This window comes from Gracilibacillus dipsosauri (genome assembly GCF_003176895.1).
Lineage (GTDB): Bacteria > Bacillota > Bacilli > Bacillales > Amphibacillaceae > Gracilibacillus > Gracilibacillus dipsosauri.
Genome location: NZ_QGTD01000013.1, coordinates 240075 through 260412, shown reverse-complemented (window position 1 = coordinate 260412; position 20338 = coordinate 240075). Strand labels below are relative to the sequence as shown.

At 36.5% G+C, this 20338-nt stretch carries 21 protein-coding genes; 11 read left to right on the top strand and 10 right to left on the bottom strand.

The features are described 5' to 3' along the window. Nucleotides 1–179 precede the first annotated feature (179 nt). A complete protein-coding gene (locus DLJ74_RS14960; protein ID WP_109985072.1) occupies nucleotides 180–1598 on the top strand; it encodes an alpha-amylase family glycosyl hydrolase in 1419 nt (472 codons plus the stop codon). A 15-nt stretch (nucleotides 1599–1613) separates the two neighbouring features. Here DLJ74_RS14960 and DLJ74_RS14955 read toward each other — a convergent pair whose 3' ends face one another. Further along, nucleotides 1614–2474 (bottom strand): SDR family oxidoreductase, encoded by an 861-nt coding sequence (locus DLJ74_RS14955; protein WP_054860545.1) that lies wholly within the window; start codon nucleotides 2472–2474, stop codon nucleotides 1614–1616. 56 nt (nucleotides 2475–2530) lie between these two features. Continuing rightward, a complete protein-coding gene (locus tag DLJ74_RS14950) occupies nucleotides 2531–3394 on the bottom strand; it encodes a DegV family protein (RefSeq protein ID WP_054860546.1) in 864 nt (287 codons plus the stop codon). Nucleotides 3395–3640: 246 nt separating this feature from the next. Here DLJ74_RS14950 and DLJ74_RS14945 point away from each other — a divergent pair, with 246 nt between their 5' ends. Then, nucleotides 3641–4489 (top strand): YitT family protein, encoded by an 849-nt coding sequence (locus tag DLJ74_RS14945; protein WP_109985071.1) that lies wholly within the window; start codon nucleotides 3641–3643, stop codon nucleotides 4487–4489. 83 nt (nucleotides 4490–4572) lie between these two features. After that, a complete protein-coding gene (locus tag DLJ74_RS14940) occupies nucleotides 4573–5394 on the top strand; it encodes a BsuPI-related putative proteinase inhibitor (RefSeq protein ID WP_146202439.1) in 822 nt (273 codons plus the stop codon). A gap of 35 nt (nucleotides 5395–5429) precedes the next feature. On the opposite strand, the gene DLJ74_RS14935 is transcribed toward DLJ74_RS14940, so the two are convergent. The 3 genes from DLJ74_RS14935 to DLJ74_RS14925 all read right to left on the bottom strand — a co-directional run bounded on the left by DLJ74_RS14935 (nucleotide 5430) and on the right by DLJ74_RS14925 (nucleotide 6989). After that, nucleotides 5430–5693: a NifU N-terminal domain-containing protein gene (locus DLJ74_RS14935; RefSeq protein ID WP_054789347.1), complete on the bottom strand. Its 264-nt coding sequence runs from the start codon at nucleotides 5691–5693 to the stop codon at nucleotides 5430–5432. 162 nt (nucleotides 5694–5855) lie between these two features. Beyond that, nucleotides 5856–6047, bottom strand: a complete 192-nt coding sequence (locus DLJ74_RS14930) for a DUF3813 family protein (protein WP_054789346.1) — start codon at nucleotides 6045–6047, stop codon at nucleotides 5856–5858. 93 nt (nucleotides 6048–6140) lie between these two features. Next, nucleotides 6141–6989: a Cof-type HAD-IIB family hydrolase gene (locus DLJ74_RS14925; protein WP_109985069.1), complete on the bottom strand. Its 849-nt coding sequence runs from the start codon at nucleotides 6987–6989 to the stop codon at nucleotides 6141–6143. A gap of 144 nt (nucleotides 6990–7133) precedes the next feature. Here DLJ74_RS14925 and DLJ74_RS14920 point away from each other — a divergent pair, with 144 nt between their 5' ends. Both DLJ74_RS14920 and DLJ74_RS14915 read left to right on the top strand, forming a co-directional pair. Next, a complete protein-coding gene (locus DLJ74_RS14920; protein WP_109985068.1) occupies nucleotides 7134–7898 on the top strand; it encodes a prolyl oligopeptidase family serine peptidase in 765 nt (254 codons plus the stop codon). A gap of 139 nt (nucleotides 7899–8037) precedes the next feature. Further along, nucleotides 8038–8349, top strand: a complete 312-nt coding sequence (locus DLJ74_RS14915; protein ID WP_054788995.1) for a metal-sulfur cluster assembly factor — start codon at nucleotides 8038–8040, stop codon at nucleotides 8347–8349. Nucleotides 8350–8413: 64 nt separating this feature from the next. Here DLJ74_RS14915 and DLJ74_RS14910 read toward each other — a convergent pair whose 3' ends face one another. Next, nucleotides 8414–8587 (bottom strand): DUF2929 family protein, encoded by a 174-nt coding sequence (locus DLJ74_RS14910; protein WP_109985067.1) that lies wholly within the window; start codon nucleotides 8585–8587, stop codon nucleotides 8414–8416. Nucleotides 8588–8821: 234 nt separating this feature from the next. Between DLJ74_RS14910 and DLJ74_RS14905 the strand changes: the two genes are divergently transcribed. The 5 genes from DLJ74_RS14905 to DLJ74_RS14885 all read left to right on the top strand — a co-directional run bounded on the left by DLJ74_RS14905 (nucleotide 8822) and on the right by DLJ74_RS14885 (nucleotide 13416). Then, nucleotides 8822–9784 (top strand): BMP family ABC transporter substrate-binding protein, encoded by a 963-nt coding sequence (locus DLJ74_RS14905; RefSeq protein WP_109985066.1) that lies wholly within the window; start codon nucleotides 8822–8824, stop codon nucleotides 9782–9784. A 213-nt stretch (nucleotides 9785–9997) separates the two neighbouring features. After that, complete coding sequence (locus tag DLJ74_RS14900) at nucleotides 9998–10933, top strand: beta-ketoacyl-ACP synthase III (RefSeq protein ID WP_109985065.1); 936 nt, start codon at nucleotides 9998–10000, stop codon at nucleotides 10931–10933. A gap of 29 nt (nucleotides 10934–10962) precedes the next feature. Then, nucleotides 10963–12201, top strand: coding sequence for a beta-ketoacyl-ACP synthase II (gene fabF, locus DLJ74_RS14895; protein ID WP_109985064.1), 1239 nt, complete (start codon nucleotides 10963–10965; stop codon nucleotides 12199–12201). A gap of 171 nt (nucleotides 12202–12372) precedes the next feature. Further along, entirely contained in the window at nucleotides 12373–12585 is a 213-nt protein-coding gene (locus DLJ74_RS21075) for a YuzI family membrane protein (RefSeq protein WP_109985063.1), read from the top strand. Between the two features lie 75 nt (nucleotides 12586–12660). Further along, nucleotides 12661–13416: a DUF3603 family protein gene (locus DLJ74_RS14885; protein ID WP_109985062.1), complete on the top strand. Its 756-nt coding sequence runs from the start codon at nucleotides 12661–12663 to the stop codon at nucleotides 13414–13416. A 91-nt stretch (nucleotides 13417–13507) separates the two neighbouring features. On the opposite strand, the gene trpS is transcribed toward DLJ74_RS14885, so the two are convergent. After that, complete coding sequence (gene trpS / locus DLJ74_RS14880) at nucleotides 13508–14503, bottom strand: tryptophan--tRNA ligase (RefSeq protein WP_109985061.1); 996 nt, start codon at nucleotides 14501–14503, stop codon at nucleotides 13508–13510. A 717-nt stretch (nucleotides 14504–15220) separates the two neighbouring features. Here trpS and DLJ74_RS14875 point away from each other — a divergent pair. Then, nucleotides 15221–16699, top strand: a complete 1479-nt coding sequence (locus tag DLJ74_RS14875) for an aldehyde dehydrogenase family protein (protein ID WP_109985060.1) — start codon at nucleotides 15221–15223, stop codon at nucleotides 16697–16699. 154 nt (nucleotides 16700–16853) lie between these two features. Here DLJ74_RS14875 and DLJ74_RS14870 read toward each other — a convergent pair whose 3' ends face one another. From DLJ74_RS14870 to DLJ74_RS14860, 3 genes are read right to left on the bottom strand one after another with little or no spacing between them, the layout of a single operon-like run. Then, entirely contained in the window at nucleotides 16854–18860 is a 2007-nt protein-coding gene (locus tag DLJ74_RS14870) for a carbohydrate-binding domain-containing protein (RefSeq protein WP_109985059.1), read from the bottom strand. 15 nt (nucleotides 18861–18875) lie between these two features. Then, complete coding sequence (locus tag DLJ74_RS14865) at nucleotides 18876–19559, bottom strand: DUF4956 domain-containing protein (protein ID WP_054788990.1); 684 nt, start codon at nucleotides 19557–19559, stop codon at nucleotides 18876–18878. Between the two features lie 33 nt (nucleotides 19560–19592). Further along, a complete protein-coding gene (locus tag DLJ74_RS14860; protein ID WP_109985058.1) occupies nucleotides 19593–20294 on the bottom strand; it encodes a polyphosphate polymerase domain-containing protein in 702 nt (233 codons plus the stop codon). Between the last annotated feature and the right edge of the window lie 44 nt (nucleotides 20295–20338).

Here is a 20338-nt window from a genome sequence, read left to right as displayed (position 1 = left end):
TAGCTTTCTTCTTTATTTTTAGACAGAACTAACCACCACTTTTTTGAGAAGAAGCATCATTTACAAATACCGATGCTAAACAGATGAAAAAACTTCTACTCTCTTTATTCTCTCTCATTTGACATTTCTCTGTTGTCTAGGATAATAGAAGACGAACTATGAAAAAGAGGGGACAATAGATGAAAAAAACAAAATATAGCATCATTTCACTAATCGGGCTTATGATCGTCACTTTGTTTCTCCCACTTCATGTTACAAAGGCTGAGGAAGTCAGGGATGAGACGATTTATTACATACTAGTAGATCGATTTGTCAATGGGGACAGTTCTAATGATGGAGAATTGAATATTGAAGATTCAAAAGCGTTTCATGGAGGAGATTTAGATGGGGTAATGGAAAAAATACCTGATCTAAAAAAGCTAGGCATTACCACGATTAATCTTAGTCCAATAATGAGTACTAATGCCTATCATGGTTTTAGCACACTAGACCACCAAACGATCCATAAGTCATTCGGAAGTATTGTCAGGTTGAAACAATTAGTCGAGCAAGCACATAAAGAAGAGATGAAGGTAATATTAGATTTTGTTGCAGATAATGTAGCTCCAAATCATCCTTTAGCTTCCGATCAAGACTCCACCTTATTCGGTGAGCAAGTAGCTACTATCGATACAAGAAATGAGCAAGTACAGCAGTATTTATTAGAAGCTGCAAGTTATTGGCTGAAAGAAGCGAATATAGATGGTTTTCACCTTTATCTAGATGGAGAGGCAGACGAAACCTTTATTCAAGCATTTGAACACCAAGTAAAAGAGGAGAAAGAAAATGCCATTGTTCTAGTAGATGGAGCAGAAGAAGGAAATTTAGTAGTAAATCATGAATTTCAAAACGAAGCTGTTGCTCTATTGAAACAGGCAGGAACTTCCTTGAAGCCTTTATTTGATGAGGAGGATTTTCTGCAATCTGACCAAATTCTATCGATGGAAACAGTCTTTTCCAATCGTTTCGCTTTCGAATCAATGCAAGAAGAATACCATCCTGTAACAAGGTGGAAGCTTGCCGCAACCCTTCTTTACGCATTACCAGGCTCTGCTTTCTTTTATCAGGGTCTCGAAGTGCCAATGGATAATGGTGTAGCTGAGCATGATCACCGAATGGCAGAATTAAATAAAAAGGATGAAGAGATTACGCAACATCTGGAAAAGCTTGCAACTATTCATCGTGAATCAAAGGCATTATCAGAAGGAGATATGGAATTTGTTGAACAAGTCGGGGAGATGACAGTATTTAAAAGGACTTATCAAGATGAGACATTGTATGTTGCGATAAATAATGATACACAAACGCAAACGGCTACGATTGAGAATTTGGGATCAAATAAGCAGTTAAAAGGTTTACTAGAGGATAACTTGATAAGAGAACAAGAAGATGGAAGCTACAAAATCACCTTAAACCGGGAGACAAGCAATATTTTTGTCCTAGAGGAAAACACAGGATTAAACTGGTTCTTTATTGCAATGATGATCGTTATTTTCGGAGGATTTGTTGTTTTTGTGATCGCACTAAATAGAAGAGCAAAAAAAGTATCGAACAAATAATTGTTCGATACTTTTTTAGATAATTTGCCCACCATTAACATGAATCGTCTGTCCTGTTACATAGTTGGCATCATCACTAGCTAAATAGACATAGGCTGGGGCGACTTCACTTGGCTCACCAGGTCTCGCCATTTCAGAATCTGACCCGAAGGTAGAAACAGCATTTTCATCAAAGGTAGCAGGAATGAGTGGTGTCCAGATTGGACCTGGAGCAACACTGTTCACACGAATTCCTTTAGATACAAGTGACTTCGCTAGCGACTTGGTAAAAGTAGTAATCGCACCTTTTGTGCTCGAATAGTCAATTAAGTTTTCACTACCTTTGAATGCGGTAATAGAAGAGGTGTTAATAATAGAGCTCCCTTTTTGTAAATGAGGGAGAGCTGCTTGTGTCATATAGAAAAATGAAAAAATATTTACTCGAAAAGTCCGTTCTAATTGCTCCTCTGTAATCGCTAGAAAATTTTGCTGTGGAAATTGCATGGCAGCATTATTTACAAGGATATCCATTTTTCCAAATTGCTCGATGACTTGCTCCACTACCTGATAACAGAAATTACGATCTGCTATATCTCCTCTGAATAGTTGACATGTCACCTGTTCTTGCTCAACCAATTGCCTTGTATCGTTTGCATCCTTATCCTCGTCAAAATAAATAATGGCAATATTTGCTCCTTCCCTTGCATAATGCAGAGCAACTGCCTTGCCAATTCCACTATCTCCACCAGTAATGACCGCAACTTTACCCTTCAGTTTATTACTGCCTACATAATTTTTCGTTATGCTTATTGGAATAGGATTCATCTCATACTCAAAGCCTGGCTGGCGGTTTTGATGCTGCTTTGGGAGAATTGGTTTCTTTTGACTTTTAGTCATTTTACTCACCTCATACTATTGTTTTTCCTAGTATGAGCTATTTCGAACGAAAAATGCTAATTTTTTGGAGGTTGATTTAAGAAAAACAAGGCGAGTGTTCCTGGCCCTGAATGAGCACCAATAGACGAGCCAACCATATTCATTTTGATTTCCTTTACTTTCCATTTCTCTTGAATCAATTCAGCGAGCTGGTTAGCGACATCCTCTACATCTCCATGACTAATACCTATCGTTTGCTTTTCAAGATCAACACCACGCTCTTCCATGACTTCCACCATACGTTTCAATACCTTTTTGGAGCCACGGACCTTTTCTAGAGGGATTAGTTTGCCATCTTCCATATGTAATAATGGCTTGACCTTTAGTAGGGTGCCAACGAAAGCAGCTGTTTTACTAACACGTCCACCACGATATAAATATTCTAAATCATCGACAGTAAAAATATGTTCCATGTTTTCGTAATAATATTGACTTACTTCGAGCACTTCCTCTAGAGTTGCTCCATGCTTTACCATCTCAGCAGCCTTTATTACAACTAATCCATAACCAAGAGAAGCACACTTCGTATCTAAGATATGAAGATTAAAATCCGGATAGTTCTCCTTTACTTGCTGTTCCATTAATTTCGCAGATTGATAAGTTCCGGAAAGTTCTGAAGAAAAGGCTAAATAAATTACATCATCACCCGCCTTGGCGTGCTTCTCAAAAGTATCCTGAAATACCTGTGGACTCACTTGTGCTGTTTTGGGTGATTTTCCAGCTCTCATTTCCTCATAGATAGTCTTCGGTGAAATGGAAATCCCGTCCTCGTAGTTTTCTCCATCTAATTGAACCGTAAGTGGCACCATCTCAATGTCATACTGTTTATAATCTTCTACGGATAAATCTGATGCAGAGTCAGCAATAATTTTAATTGTCATTTTCCTTGCCCTCCTTTATGATAGATAGGTCATGTATGGATGTCCTATTTTTGCTTAATATAAGTTTAAGCGTAACAGGGTCATCCGTCAAAACAAATTATGTAATATTTTCATGTAAAGCATGATTTAAAAGTGTTAGGATAGGGTATGGGAAGGTAGCCATCCTTTGCTTACTAGGCAAGGGGTGATTAGCGTCTGTTGATCGAATTAGGTGAACAAATGCTAGGATAAATGGGAGGTGTACATATGTTTTTAATTCAATCTAAAAGAATTGCTATTGTTATTATAGGTGCTTTATTAAATGCGATTGCCCTGAACTTCTTCTTTATAGCTGCAAATGTTTATGCAAGTGGTTTTACTGGTATTTCTCAAATACTATCCACAATTTTTACAGACTATTTTGGCTTTGAAAATGTTAGTACTGGTATTATGCTCTTTATCTTAAATATTCCTGTTGCGATTTTAGGATGGTTAAAAGTTGGGAAGGGATTTACGATTTATAGTTTTCTTTCCGTCATTTTTACTTCATTATTTCTTGAAATTCTCCCGATTATCGAATTGTCGAATGATATTATCTTAAATGCGGTATTTGGTGGTGTGATTGCTGGTTTCGGTGTAGGGATTACTCTAAAATGGGGTGCTTCAACAGGTGGCTCCGACATTATAGCAATGGTCCTTTCTCGAATGAAGGATAAACCGATCGGTGGCTATTTGATGGCGATAAATGGGGCTGTTATTGTCATTGCAGGTTTATTAAATGAACCTGAAAATGCGCTCTATACATTAATTGGTTTATATGTCACTACAAGAGTGATTGATGGTATTCATACAAGACATGAAAAGGTTACAGCTATGATTGTGACAAAGAAAGCCGATGAGCTACAACGTGCCATTCATGACACTATGATACGTGGAATTACGATTTTGCCAGTAAAGGGAGCTTACACAAAGGAAGATAAAAATATGCTATATCTAGTAATAACGAGATATGAGCTCTATGATTTAGAAAGAATTATTCAAGAAGTGGATGAGAATGCATTTACGAATGTTATCCAAACCGCAGGGGTCTATGGCTTCTTTCGAAGAAATGATTGAAACTTTTATCAGAGAAAAACGACTATTCCATTAAGGAAGCCTTACGGGGTTGGCTAAATCTGTGGGATAGGAAGGAGTTTCCAATGAAGAGAATCGTTTTATTAATTTCTATGATTATCCTGCTTACCAGTTGTGGAACAAGTGATAAAGAGGAGACAGCAACGGGGGAGACACAAGAAGAAATGGCAAGCGAGGAGATAGTAATGGACGAGGAAACGAAACAATTAATTGAAAATTTCAAAATGACGGCTGGAGCAGAGCAAATTGAAGAAGGAATTATCTTTACGATGGAATTACAAAATAAAAATGAAGAAGATCTTAGCTTAACTTTCTCTTCAGGGCAACAGTTTGAAATATTATTAACAAAAGATGGCGAAAATATTTATCGATATTCTGAAGAAAAAATGTTTACACAAGCATTAATTGATAAAGAGATAAGAAGCGGGGAAAAGCTATTTTGGAAAGAGATATGGCAGCCTAAAAGGGAGTTAGAACCAGGTAAGTATCAAGTAGAAATAATGCTTTTACCTCAAGAAATAAACCGTCAAAAAATAAACCAATCTGCTTTTACAAAAAAGCTTACTCTTGAGCTTTCCGACATACAAGAAGAATTAGAGGAAGTACAAGAGCCTTTTCGGAATATAGAGGTCTCAGGTAAGCATGGAAATTATCAATTAAAAGGAGAAGTCCATGGTTCTATTGGAGAAGCCTACTATGAGGTTGAAGATGGTCATCAATATTTAGTTGAGCAAACTCCAATAGAGGTAGAAGGTGAGACATGGCAGGAATTTCAGTTAGATATTATCATTTCAGAGGATTTAATTCCACAAAACGGTACATTAATGCTTCTATTGTTTAACAAAGACCGTTCTATTCAATTACCTGTAGTTCTTGAACAGCAATAAAAAAAGGCGAGGATGAATGTCCTTGCCTTCAATCACTAATAACCATAGCTTGTAATGGTTTCTTCAATTTGTTTTGTTAATAGATCCCACTCAACATCTGGTTTTTTATTAACGGTAATAAAATGTTGAAATCCAAAAACATTATCAACACCATCAAGTTTCATTAGATCATTTAAAATATCATGTTCACTTGTTTGACCAGGCATAACCGAAATACTACTATTACCTTCAAAGATCATTCTATCACTTGTGAATTTCATTGCATTCGGGTTTGGAGTTGCTTCAATGTGAATACTCATAATCTTCCCTCCTATATGTATCCGTACTCGCCTCTATCATATCAGAAATCATGGAATTTAAAAAGAAAAAAAGATCTAAACTCCACCCCTTTACAAAAAAACATGAAAATCAACCAGCTGAGCATGAGCTCAGCTGGTTGTGTAAGTCCTCTAGCCTTATATTTAACGATTGTTTTGCTTTAACTGTTGCTCTAATTGACGTAACTCCTGTTGCTCTTCTGCAGTAGCATTTGTATAAGCTGATTGAATAGCATCTTGAGCAGCTTGCTTATCCTGCTCACTCATGCTGTTACCACCCATAAGACGATTGACAGCATTTTTAGCTTGTTCAAACATTCTGTTTTGTTGTTGCATCATAAGGCCCTCCTTGTTGAAAGAAAAATAAGCACGAACACCTCAAGGGGATGTTCATACTTATTATGACTAATCATTCGTTTGTTATTCGATTTATTCTTTAACAATGACTGGGTTTTTCACTAAATTTAAATAATCCGCTAAAAATGTACCGATTCCATCCTCTTGATTTGTGGACGTTTCATGGTTCGCGATCTTTTTTAGTTCCACTATAGCATTCCCCATAGCGACTCCAATCCCAGCATATTCAATCATTTCTAGATCATTATCCTCATCTCCAAAGGCAATAATGTTCTCTTGTGGGATATGGAAATAATGGGCTATTTTCTTTAATCCGACAGCTTTATGGACGCCTTTCCGTACAACCTCAATAATTTCCCAAGGCACTCCCCATTTTCGGTGCTCAATGACAGAAGCATGTTCATCACTTAAATATTGCCTCAATTCGTCAATATGCTCCTCCTTCGGATGGATTAACAAAGAAGTAGGGTCTTCCGTTAATTGGTTTTTCAAACTTCCTACAGTAATCAGTTCTTTATCTCCTGGTTCCGTAAAGAAATCGATAATTTTATCACTATGTCTATCTAGGTACATATTATCTTGAATTTCGGCAAAAATATTCTCTACTTCAAAATCATAGCATGTTTGAATAATTCTTTTTGCTGAACGATTTGGTAATGGGGAATGTATCGCATCCCAATTGGAATCAAATGGATGGTGGATTAACGCACCATTAAAGTTAACCATAGGAGTCTGTAAACCGAGCTCCTTATAATACATAATACTGGATCGATGAGGTCTTCCTGTTGCAATCACGACAATATGTCCTTCGTTTATTGCTTCCTGAATTACTTTTTTGGTAAAAGGACTAATTTTTTTCTGTTCCGTTAATAAAGTACCGTCCAAATCCAGTGCAATAAGATGTCTTTTACTACTACTCATTTTTATCCCCCCACTCTGTAAGTATAGTCTAAATGGGAAACATATGGTTGTAAAGTTCTTGTATATTTTCGTTTCTATATTTTGCAAGTTTTTCTGGAAAAAGCTATCATGAAGATAGAATAGATATAGAAAGGACAAAATGTTATGATCATCGTAAATAGAGAATCCTGGAATGAGATCCCATTACTTCATGTAGTGGAAGCGGAAAAAAAAGAACAGCCTTTACCTACCTTAGTATATATACACGGTTATACGAGTGCAAAGGAGCATAATCTAGATATTGCTTATATAATAGCTGAAAAGGGCTACCGTGTACTCTTACCAGACTGCTTACTTCATGGGGAAAGAGAAGGAGATATAAAGTCAGAGGAACGAGAATTACGTTTTTTTGAGATTGTAAAACAAAATATAGATGATGTGGAAAGTATTTATGAGACGTTAGTTACAAAGCATTTATTGGAAAAAGATCGTTTTGGACTTGCAGGTACGAGCATGGGAGGGATCACAACAGCTGCAGCCCTTACCCAATTTTCTTGGGTGAAAGCAGCAGCGATCCTAATGGGTTCTCCTAAATTGACAGCCTATGCGGAATTACAAATCCAATTGATGGAAAAGAAAATGGGTGAGCTTCCTATTCCTGAGCAAGAAATCAACCTTCTATTATCAGAATTGAAGGAAATGGATCTATCCCTGCAAGTGGAGAAGCTTTTCGGACGTCCATTATTCTTTTGGCACGGAGAAGAGGATAACGTTGTTCCATTTGCCCATGCATATAATTTTTATGAGCAAGCTATCGATCATTACAAAAACCCGGAAAATATTCGATTTTTCCGAGAAATGGGACGTGGACACAAGGTTAGTCGATTTGCTATCGTGGAGTTTACTAATTGGTTAGAATACATGCTTTAGCATCAGAGCATTTATAACAGAGCAAGCCATTTTTACTTTATGGAGATATTGTTACAAAAGGCGTAAATGATTTAAATTTTCTTTCATTTTGTTATAATGTTATTAAGTAATGCTTTACTTTTTTTAAGGAGGGGTTATAATGGATCAAGCACTTGAGGATAATCTAATGGGAGCTTTGGAAAATGTTATTGACCCAGAGCTTGGAATAGATATTGTTAATTTAGGATTAGTATATGGCGTTGATCTGAATGAAGAAGGAATTGCAACAGTAACGATGACACTGACAGCAATGGGCTGCCCGCTAGCAGGTCATATTGAGCAAGACGTCAAGCGTGTAATGGAAGATATTCCAGAGGTAAAGGATACAGAAGTAAATATTGTCTGGAGTCCACCTTGGTCCAAGGATCGTATGTCCCGTTATGCTAAAATCGCTCTAGGTATTCCAGATTAAACCATTACTTAAATAAAACCCTTGTCTTAATCGAAGACAAGGGTTTTATTATGGATCTGTTTGTTTAATTACTTTCTTTTAATACGCCATCACCGAGCAAGATAACAATAATACTAAAAATGGCAGCAAGTGATAATACAGAAGGTACATGTAAAGTCTCACCAGCCATGCTTGCAAGTACGTATCCTATCACGAAAGAAATGATAACCGCCCAAACAATTGTCATAATATATTTCATCCAACATTCACCCCACTTTTATAGGACCAATATGTATTTTGAATAATTTAATAATCTATTTTACACCAAATTAATTTTATCAAAACTTTGGAAGAAAATAAAGAGTAATCTTTGAACACTTCATTTCTGGACAATTTTGGTTTACCTTATCTGCTGAAAACGGTAAAATAATAGTTATATACCTATAAATTGAACATTTGTACGAATCATTATGCATTTCAAGGAGTGCGTATATTGAAAAAACGACTAAGAATTATATTATTCACATTATTAGCCATGTTAACCTTAACGGGATGTTTTCCATCAAATTCGTCCCAGAATATTGAGAAGGTGGGTATGCTCATTGAGCACTCGATAAATGATCAAACATGGGGAAGTAAAGGATATCATGGTTTACTCGATATAGAGAAAGAATTGGATATGGAAGTATACTTTAAAGAAGGTGTACAAACCCAACCACAGGTAAATCGTGCAATCGAAGAGTTTGCGAATCAAGGAGTCCAGTTAATAATTGGTCATAGCAGTACATATGGACAATTCTTTCATACGATTGCCTCTTCTTATCCTGATATTCAGTTTGTTTATGTCAATGGTGCTTATTCAGATGACAATCTTATTAGCTTAAATTTCAACTCTATGTCGATGGGATTCTTTGCTGGAATGGTAGCGGGTAAAATGACAGAATCTGATCATGTAGGCATTATTGCAGCATATGAATGGCAGCCAGAAGTAGAGGGTTTTTATGAGGGAGTAGCTTATCAGAACCCTGATGCAAACATAAATATTCAATATGTCTATAGTTGGGATGAGTCAGAAATTGCTATGGATCACTATCGCAATATGGTAGATAATGGGGTAGATGTGATTTATCCGACTGGGGATGCCTATAGTATGAAAGTAGTAGAGGAAGCTCAAAATGACCAGATTTATTCGATTGGCTATGTTAATGATCAGCAGTCGATAGGTGGACAATCTGTCTTAACAAGCACCATTCAGCATGTAGATAAATTATATCTTTATGCGGTAGAACAGATTGAAAAAGGCGAGCTAGAAGGTGGTATTTATAATTACGGCTTCACAGAAGAAGTAATTTCAATGGGACCTTACAGTGATGAAATACCAGAAGATTTTCAAGATCATTTAGATGAACAATTAAATGAATATATAGAGACAGGACTACTTCCAGATCACGAATAGGTGTGGTAACCTTTCTATTTACTTTTGTGTCCGAGCCTCATTGGAATGGATAGCCATAACAATTTGTAGGGAAGGATGAACATTTTCGTTATGTATCATGAAAAATAGACCAGTTGTGAGAAGATTTGATACTTGAAAATTTACTTGTTTTCGCTTAAAATTAGTACCAAGTCTTAATAATTGATATTAATTCCTTTGAGAGGAAGGATAATAATGAAAGCAGGAGTTTTAGGAACTGGTCATTATGCTCCAGAGAAAATTTTAACCAATAAAGATTTAGAGAAAATAGTAGATACTACGGATGAATGGATTCGTACTAGAACAGGAATAGAGGAGCGAAGAATTGCCTCAGATGATGAGAACACCTCTGATATGGCATTAAAAGCTGCAGAGGATGCCTTAAAAGAAGCAGATCTTACTGCTGAAGAACTAGACTTAATACTTGTGGCCACTGTTACACCAGATCAGCCATTTCCTACGGTCTCATGTATTTTGCAGGAGAAGCTTGGTGCAACAAAAGCAGCTGCAATGGATATAAGTGCAGCATGTGCTGGTTTTATGTATGGGATGATTACAGCCAAGCAATTTATCGAATCAGGTGATTATAAGCATATCTTAATCGTTGGTGCCGAAAAATTATCCAAAATTACCGATTGGGAAGATCGTAATACATGTGTCTTATTTGGAGATGGTGCTGGTGCTGCGGTTATGGGTCCAGTAAGTGATGGCAAAGGCGTTTTATCCTTTGAGTTAGGTGCAGATGGAAGTGGTGGAAAGCATCTAGCCCAACAGGATGAGCATATCATAATGAATGGAAGAGAAGTATTTAAATTTGCTGTACGTCAAATGCCAGAATCATCTGTTAAGGTGGTTGAAAAAGCCGGACTTGCTAAAGAGGATGTTGATTATTTAATACCTCATCAAGCAAATATTCGAATTATGGAAGCTGCAAGACAACGGTTAGGAATCGATGAAAGTAAAATGGCAGTCAATGTGAATCATTATGGAAATACATCAGCTGCTTCGATACCAATTGCTTTGTCTGAAGCTGTAAAAAAAGGTAAAATAAACGATAATGATTTAGTTGTCTTAGTAGGTTTTGGTGGTGGTCTTACATGGGGAGCCGTTGCTTTAAGATGGGGAAAATAACGTAAAATTAGATAAAAGGAGGAATATTCATGGGTAAAAATAGGGTTGTCGTGACCGGATTAGGAGCAATCACACCATTAGGAAATGAAGTAGATCAATTTTGGGATCATTTAAAAAATGGTGTATCCGGTATTGATATTGTTACTAAAGTAAATAAAGATGATTTTCCTGCAAAAGTAGCAGGCGAAGTGAAGGACTGGGATCCTACACAATATATGGACAAAAAAGAAACCAAAAGAATGGACTTGTTTACCCAATATGCAGTGGCTGCAGCGAAAAATGCGGTAGAGGATGCCAATCTTGAAATTACCGATGAAATTGCGCCAAGGGTAGGTGTTTGGATTGGTTCTGGTATTGGCGGAATGGCAACATATGATGAACAATTTAGAAGGTTTATGGACAAAGGCTATCGTCGTGTCAGTCCATTCTTCGTACCTATGCTTATTCCGGATATGGCCGCTGGTCAAGTCTCGATTCAGTTAGGTGCAAAAGGAATTAATAATTGTTCTGTTACTGCATGTGCATCTGGAGCTAACTCCATTGGAGATGCTTTTAAAGTCATTGAGCGTGGGGATGCAGATTACATGATCACTGGTGGTGCGGAGGCTCCACTAACACCAATGGCATATGCCGGATTCTCCACAGCAAAAGCATTATCTTTTAACGAAGACCCAAAAACGGCCAGTAGACCATTTGACAAAAATCGTGATGGATTCGTTATGGGAGAAGGTGCAGGAATTATTATTTTAGAATCATTAGAATCCGCCCAAAAACGTGGAGCAAAGATTTATGCGGAAATTGTTGGTTATGGTGCTTCAGGGGATGCTTATCATATTACTTCACCGGCTCCAGAGGGAGAAGGGGCCGCAAGAGCGATGCAACAAGCGATTGAAGATGCGGATATACAAGTAACGGATATAGATTATATTAATGCACATGGTACTAGTACAGAATATAATGATTCATTTGAAACTCAAGCCATTAAGACAGTTTTCGGAGATCATGCCTATCAATTAGATGTTTCTTCGACGAAATCAATGACTGGACATCTATTAGGAGCAGCAGGTGCAGTGGAAGCCATTGCATGTGTGAAAGCTATTCAAGATGGGATCTTACCTCCGACCATTAATTATGAAACACCTGATCCAGATTGTGATCTTCATTATGTTCCGAATAAAGCAAAACAAAAAGAAGTGAATATTACTTTGAGTAATTCATTAGGTTTCGGTGGGCATAATGTTTCTCTAATTTTTAAAAAATATCAGTAATACAAGTACAATAAATCCTGTTTCCATATTGGGGAACAGGATTTATTATGTTTATAGCCTTCCAATTGCAGAAATGATGGGTGGGAATTTACACTCTATATTGATCACTCATATGTGAGGATACTTGTACATATAATGAAATAAATTAGGTGGACAAGCGGGTGAGTAGTTTTGATCTATGCATTAATATTTCTAATAGGATTCGGTTTTTCAGTCTCTGGAGGCATGTCACTTATATTGTACTTGAATTTTATACCGGCTGGGCTCACTTTATATGACTATATCGCACTTATTCAAACAAAAGTAGAATGTTATTTTTTTATCATAGGTCTGATTCTCATGGGTTTATCGATCCAGAAGCTGACCATTTTATCTGTTAAATAATAGAAGAAAAGAATAATTCATTCCATTTTGGTCATACTGTTTGATAAGAAAAAGCATAAAGTGAGGTTTGGTCATATGTTATATTTGCATGATGTATGGGTAAATTGGTTTGAGGGTGAAGAAAATGGTTATAATGTATGTCCATTTCATGAATGGAGAACCTCTGATGGTATTGAGATACTAGATCAAGTTCCTGTTCTACTTATTGATCCCAAGACTTATCAATACATTGAAAACGACTTACAGGACTTACCTAAAAAGATGCTTGACACCATTTATAAAAGAGCTTACATAAGAAAAAATCAAGAACGAAAAGTATTGGAATATGCAGCCATCATATCTGACGGCAAATCAATAATGGCATTTGATACTATGGGTTTTCAAATTCCTGTCCGAAAGAGCAGGTTAATTCCAAGGCAAGAGAGATTGGTTCTTGAATTAATTGAGAGTCGAGAACCCACGGTATATCAAGTACCCTATCAAGAAGAAAAGGAATATCATATTCTTTCACTTCCACCTGAAAGAATGAAGGGATTGACTAGAAAAGAAAGACAGCTCAAGCAATTGCTAATGGTTGCATTGGACCAGTTAGAGGTTTCAAAATGTCTCGAGGAAATAAGGTACTGGCTAACGGAATGGAAGCCAGATCAATATCATGCTATTAAACGGATGAGTTTTCAAGAGGCATGGAATACACTATATAAAGAATTAATCGAAGGATGGTCGGAAAAACACGAATATTTCTGCAAGCAAATCATTAAAGGTCAAACCTATTATGAAACGATTTGGGATCAAGAACATGATAATTCAACTACAAAATCTGTGCGATAAGGGATTGAAAACCGGACTTTATTTTTTAGCAAAGTCCGGTTTTTCTTGTAGAGATAATTTGGAACAACAGAGAGGAAGAAATCCTTTACGTTTACCTTTTTTTCTTCACTCGTCCGAGACCTATGGCTTTCTTCGCTTTTGCTAGCATTTTGTTAGCAACAAAATTCGCTTTTTCCGCACCTTCATCTAGAAGTCTATCTAGCTCATCGGAAGCCATTAATTCCTCATATTTTTCTCTAATAGGGCGTAATGTTGCCATCACCGCATTTGCTGTTTCCTGTTTAAATTCTCCATAACCTTTTCCGTCATACTTTCTCTCAAGATCTTCTACACTCTCACCAGTGCAGCTAGCATGAATGGTAAGTAAATTACTAATTCCAGGCTTATTTGTTTTATCAAATTTTACGATCCCATCCGAATCAGTAACCGCACTTTTAATTTTTTTCTCGATTTGCTTATCTGTGTCTAACATAAGAATCGATGCTTTTAAGTTCTCATCAGATTTACTCATTTTTTTTGTTGGTTCCTGTAAGGACATTATTCGTGCACCTACCTTAGGGACACGAATTTCAGGAATCGTGAAAATATCGTTATATCTATTATTGAATCGTTGAGCAAGATCTCGGGTTAGCTCTAAATGCTGCTTTTGATCATCACCTACTGGTACGATGTCTGTTTTGTAAAGTAATATATCTGCCGCCATCAATGGGGGATAGGTAAGAAGTGCGGAAGAAACTGCTTCTTTTCCATTCGATTTATCTTTAAACTGTGTCATTCGTTCTAACTCACCGATATAGCTTATTGATTGTAAAATCCAGCCGAGCTGTGTATGTGCTGGTACCTCTGATTGAATAAACAAAATAGACTTTTTCGGATCAATACCTGAAGCTATGTATAATGCAGCAAGAGATTTTATATTTTCTCTTAATTTTAGTCTTTCTTGTGGAACAGTAATGGCGTGTTCATCAACAATACAAAAATAGCAATTGTTTTCTTCCTGTAGATCGACAAAATGTTTCATTGCGCCTAGATAGTTTCCAAGTGTTAAAGTACCACTTGGTTGAATTCCTGAAAAAATTGTTTTCATTATCGTCACCTCTTGATATATAGTTAAGATCACTTTTTGGTATAAAACGGGCTAAATAGAGTTTATCATATGTTTTAAATAATTTCTTATTTGTTGGATTTTGTTACTGAACTGAGGCATTGATTACGTATTTTGTTCCTACCCTCCCCAGCATTATAGCATAGACACAAAAAGTACTAAATTCTTTCGAAAATAGAATGGATTGAAACTCATTTTTAAGCACAGATTCCCCGAAAATGAAGTTTACAGGTCTTATAAAACGCATATCAAACCTACTTTCCTCACCAAATGAAGTTTACAGGTCTTATAAAACGCATATCAAACCTACTTTCCTCACCAAATGAAGTTTACAGGTCTTATAAAACGCATATCAAACCTACTTTCCTCACCAAATGAAGTTTACAGGTCTTATAAAACGCATATCAAACCTACTCTCCTCACCAAATGAAGTTTACAGGTCTTATAAAACGCATATCAAACCTACTCTCCTCACCAAATGAAGTTTATAGGTCTTATAAATATCAAACCTACTTTCCTCACCAAATGAAGTTTATAGATATAATAAAACGTATTCCAAACCCAAGATCTGGCTAAAATAAAGTTCACTACCTCTGTAGGATTTTACGAAACCACTCTCCCAGTTACAAATTATAGTGTGAATTAGATATTTAGTGGAAGAGCATACTATAAAAAATTTTAACGAAAGGAAGGAATCATATGTCTAAAAATCCGATTGTAATTGATGCTATTATCAATGGGGAAAAGTATAAAACGGAAAAACAAGCCCCACGTGAAAACCCAACAAATCCAGAGGAAATAGTTGGGTTTTCACCAGTAAATACACAAGAAGACACAAGAAAGGCAATTGATGTAGCATATGAAACGTTTACTACTTGGAGAAGATCGTCTATGGATGAAAGAATAGAACGGATGAGTAGGGCGATCCAAAAAATAAAAGATGCTACCCCAGAAATTGCACAACTATTATCACGGGAACATGGCAAAGCACTTTATGATTCGAAAGGAGAAATAGCTGTCTCTTTAATGTGGATGGAATTTGCGTGTGATAATGTAAAAGAAGTTTTGAAAAATGAAGTGCAAAGACATGATAATGGTAAAACTATTATAGCCAAAGATGCTATTGGCGTCGTATCTGCTATCACACCATGGAATTATCCGATTTCCCTTTCGACAATTAAGGTTGCACCAGCATTATTAGCAGGTAACACGATGGTCTTAAAACCGAGTCCGTTAGCCCCGTTAGCTGTAAGTAAAGTAATTGAATTAATTGCAAACGAATTTCCACCAGGAGTGTTAAATCTTGTTCACGGGGAAGCGGACGTTGGTGTAGAGTTAACATCCAATCCAAAGGTTGCCAAAATTGCCTTTACAGGTGGGACAGAAACAGCTAAACATATTATGAAAGCAGCGGCAGATACAATCAAACATATGACACTTGAATTAGGTGGTAATGATGCAGCAATTGTTTTAAATGATTTTGATGTAAATGATGAGAAAGCAATGAGGCGGATTGTCATATCTAATTTTCTTACTGCTGGACAAATATGTATGATTGCTAAAAGAATTTATGTTGATAAATCAATCTATGATTCATTTGTTGAAAGGTATATTGAGGCAGCTAATAAATGGATTCGAGTAGGAGACCCATTTGATAAAAATGTGACGATTGGTCCTGTTAATAATGAAAAGCAAGCAAAGTATGTCCAAAGTCTAATTGATGATGCTAAAAGTAAAGGGGCTCAAGTTGTGAAACTCGGTGAAATACTTGATCAAGCTCTTTATGAGAAAGGTTACTTTATGCAGCCTACCGTCGTTTTAGGAGCAAGTCAGGATGATCCAATCGTTGTTGAAGAACAGTTTGGTCCGACGGTTCCTATTTTACCTTTTGAGGATGAGGAACATGCAATCCATCTTGCTAATGACAGTATATTTGGATTGACTAGTTCTGTATGGGGAGAAGAAGAACATGCCATTGAGGTTGCCAAACGTATACAGGCAGGTACGACGATGATTAATACAGCCGCCGTTCAAGGACTTGATGTACGTTTTCCATTCGGTGGTGTAAAGCAGTCTGGAATAGGACGTGAATATGGAAAAGAAGGGCTTCTAGCTTATACAGATACACATGTCATAAATGTTCCTGATCAGTTAGATTTGCCGTATATCCCTGAGTAAAGAGTGTGAATGAGAAAAGCAGTGAATACAACAAAAAGTAATAGGGACTGTATAATTCTATAATGGCATAAAAGTTTGAATATAAAACAATCAAGCTAAGAACGTCTCTTACATTCTTAGCTTGATCTTATGTTTACTGAAAGAATTTCTATCCTTATTGATTAAAATCTTTTCTTTGTCCCCATCTACCACCTTTAGGATTGGATTGTTGTTCAGTGACACCCTCCTCGTTTAAATAGGTCATAGCAGTGTTTAAAGTGAATTCAATTGCTTGAATTCCCTCTTGATAGTCAGCATTCTCATATACACCATCTACCTTATCTCCTGTTATGCTTCCACCATTATAAAGGATGTAATTTTTACCTTGTTGTAAGTCCTCTGAGCTTATTAAAATTGTTTGAAAATCTTTTTCAGGTTCAATAGCAAGTATTTTTTCCCCATTACTATTTTCCAGATATAAGGTAGTTTCTGCGTTTTGAATTTCTGAGTATGTCATCATAATAGTAGATTGGCTGGAGTCTTCTGATACTCCTTGAGCCATGCCACTACTACCAACAGCCACTAGTGTGCCACCTTCGATGTTAAACGATTGATCATAATCAAGTGATCCATTTCCAGATGAGGATGGTCCATAAACTAGCACTATTCCACCTGTCATGGTTATCGAGGTATTTGAATCTAGTCCATCACCATTTGCGTCAACATATAAATAACCATCTTCAATTAGAAGTTCACCAGTTTCTGTAGTCTCTTCGTTTGATTCACTTGTTGTCTCGGTATCTGTGTTACTCATTCCCGGCATGTTAGCATAATTACTACTACTATTCACATTAACCCCATCATCCTCAGCATGAATATGAATATCACCACCGGTTATTGTAATATTTAATCCTTCTAATCCTTCATAGCTTTTCTTCACATCTATCGTTCCATTTTCTATTTGTACATCACCATCTGCATGAATTGCATCATCCCCAGTGGATAGAAAAAGATCTCCGTCAGATATAACCAAATTTTTATTACTGTGTAGAGCATCATCAAAGGAGTCAATTGTGAAAGAACCATTAAGAATATGAATTTCTTCGTTTGCCTTTATTCCTTTTGTACTTTCTGTATCTTCTGTTTCATCTTTATTTTGACTAGAAGCTTGAGGTGAATCCCCACCATTAGAAGGAAAGTCTCCTTCTGGTAAATCCGATCGATCAGTATTGCTTGGCATTTGTGGCATATTTTCGGGAGGATTTTCTCCATTAGGAATTTCTCCCATTCGATCAAAATCTGTAGTAGTGCCTTCTATTTCTTCTGGACTTCCTCCACCAGATATAATAGAATACTTTCCATCTATACCATATACAGATTTTTCTGCCTGAATACCATCCCCACCTGCCTCGATGTTAAGCTCTCCATTTTCTAGGATGATATTACCTTTTGATTCATCCTCATCATTGGATGACTTTACTCCATCACCTTTTGCATCGATCGTGATCGAAGCCTTCTTCATTGCAAACAGATCTCGACCAACGATACCGTCATCTATAGAAGTGATATTAATAGTACCACCAATAATCTTAAGGGCATCACGACTCGTTATACCATCGTTATAATTTCCATTTATTTTTAGAGTACCTGAACCATTTATTGTTAAATCATCTTTGCTAAAAATCGTTGCTTCTGGTTCATCTGTTTCTTCATCCGCGTATACATATTCTGTTGCGTCAGTTAATGTGTTTTGGGTGTCTTCTTCTAATGAAATAACTGTTTTCTCTGCTTGTTTAATGTAAATAGGTGCACTCGTCGAGGATTGGAGCGAGACACCATTTAATATTAGTCGTACTGTTCCACTATCTTCTGCATCTACTACAATTTGTCCATCCTCTAATGTTCCATCTATTACATATGTCCCTGAAGTGTATATATTGATTTGATTTTGAGAGACAAGGACAGAATCATTTTCTTCTGCGATTACTTCTTTCCCATCTAGATGAATGGAGATGGCCTCTTGGTCCTCCCAGCTCGTATAAGCATCATCCGTGTCATATTGCACCAGATTATTTATAAGCTCATCCGTAGCTTCTCCGTTCTCCTGACTACAACCACTTATGGTGATAATCAAGATCACAGAAAGGGTTAAAAACCACCTATAATTAATAATTCTTTCCATAATGTTCACCCTTTTTTAGGCTGTAAAGTTTCCATCATAGCTAAGCATTACAGCGGTTTGGACTCCTTTTATTCTAGCAAGTTCAGAAGTGATATTAGAATCATTATCTTTCACACGAATTTCATAGGTTATCTCTTCATAGTCCTCTATCATTGATTTTGATTTTAGGCTAAACCTCTTCGTATAGGTTTTGACAATTTGTTCTAACTCTTCATTAACTGCATTTTGATCATATTTTATAATTAATAGATAGGGATTTTCGACTTTGATCTTATTAGCGAATATAAGTAACACTAATCCTATGAGAACAGAGCCAATTACTGCTAATAGAATAAAACCTGCACCACATAATATTCCAGCTATGACGGACCAGAATAAGTATACTAAATCCATTGGATCCTTAATCGGTGTACGGAAACGAACAATCGATAAAGCACCAACCATACCAAGAGATAACAGAACATTCTGACTAATCCCCATAATGACTAAAGCAGTAGCCATTGTCATTATTACTAAAGAGATATTGTAGGAATGGGAATATATGACCCCATTAAAAGTTTTCTTATATATGAAGTAGATAAACAACCCGACCATAAATGCCACACCAATTCCAAGTAAAGCATCAATAATAGAAAAGGATGAGGTTGTTTCTAAAAAGCTTGATTTAAAAATATCTGAAAAATTTGTGATAGAATTCATTTTTTCTCTCCTAATGATTTAATATTTTTATCGTTAGCCATACATCCGACTTAATTGATATTTAGAGTAGGCTTCTTGTCTTGTATCTGATAGCTGTAGCAAATGTTTTATTATTTCAGGTAGATATTCATCATATTTCACCTCCAAGATGATAAGATTTGGCTCGAGAACATCGACCATCGGTAGCTGCTTATGAAACATGTCTGTATTGTAAAGACTGGATTGTATTTTGCTATCAAAGGTAATGCGAACATTTCCAAATGGGTATATTAGCGGCTCTCGTTCGTAATCGACAACTGTTGTAGGTTTGATTTGGTTATATTTCATTTCTGTGTATAAATCTCGAATGAGTGATCTTTCGTCATGCTCCATCCAATCAATATCTCCAATTCGCCATTTTTCAAATTCCCTACGGGTGACCATACATTTTGATTTGAAGGTTAAATTATTACGTTTACTCTTTCTTTCAAGATTAATGTAGTGATCCCTTTTTTCATAAATGCGAACTCGATATTTGTCTCGATTTAAAAAACCTTCCTTCTTCTCATTTAGAATACGATTGGAAAAGTTATCAAAATAAGTAGAACGAATGCGATACTTTCCGCTTGACCCTGCATTGGGATCCCTGCTCATAAAATGAAGTAGCTTGCCGCGCAGGATATGATATTCTGTTTGTGATATTGCGTACTTACGTTCACGACGTCCATTAGGATGAAAGGATGTCTGAAAGGTCATTGAGCTGCCTCCTTCTGTTCGTTTTGTTATCATGTTAATCGCTG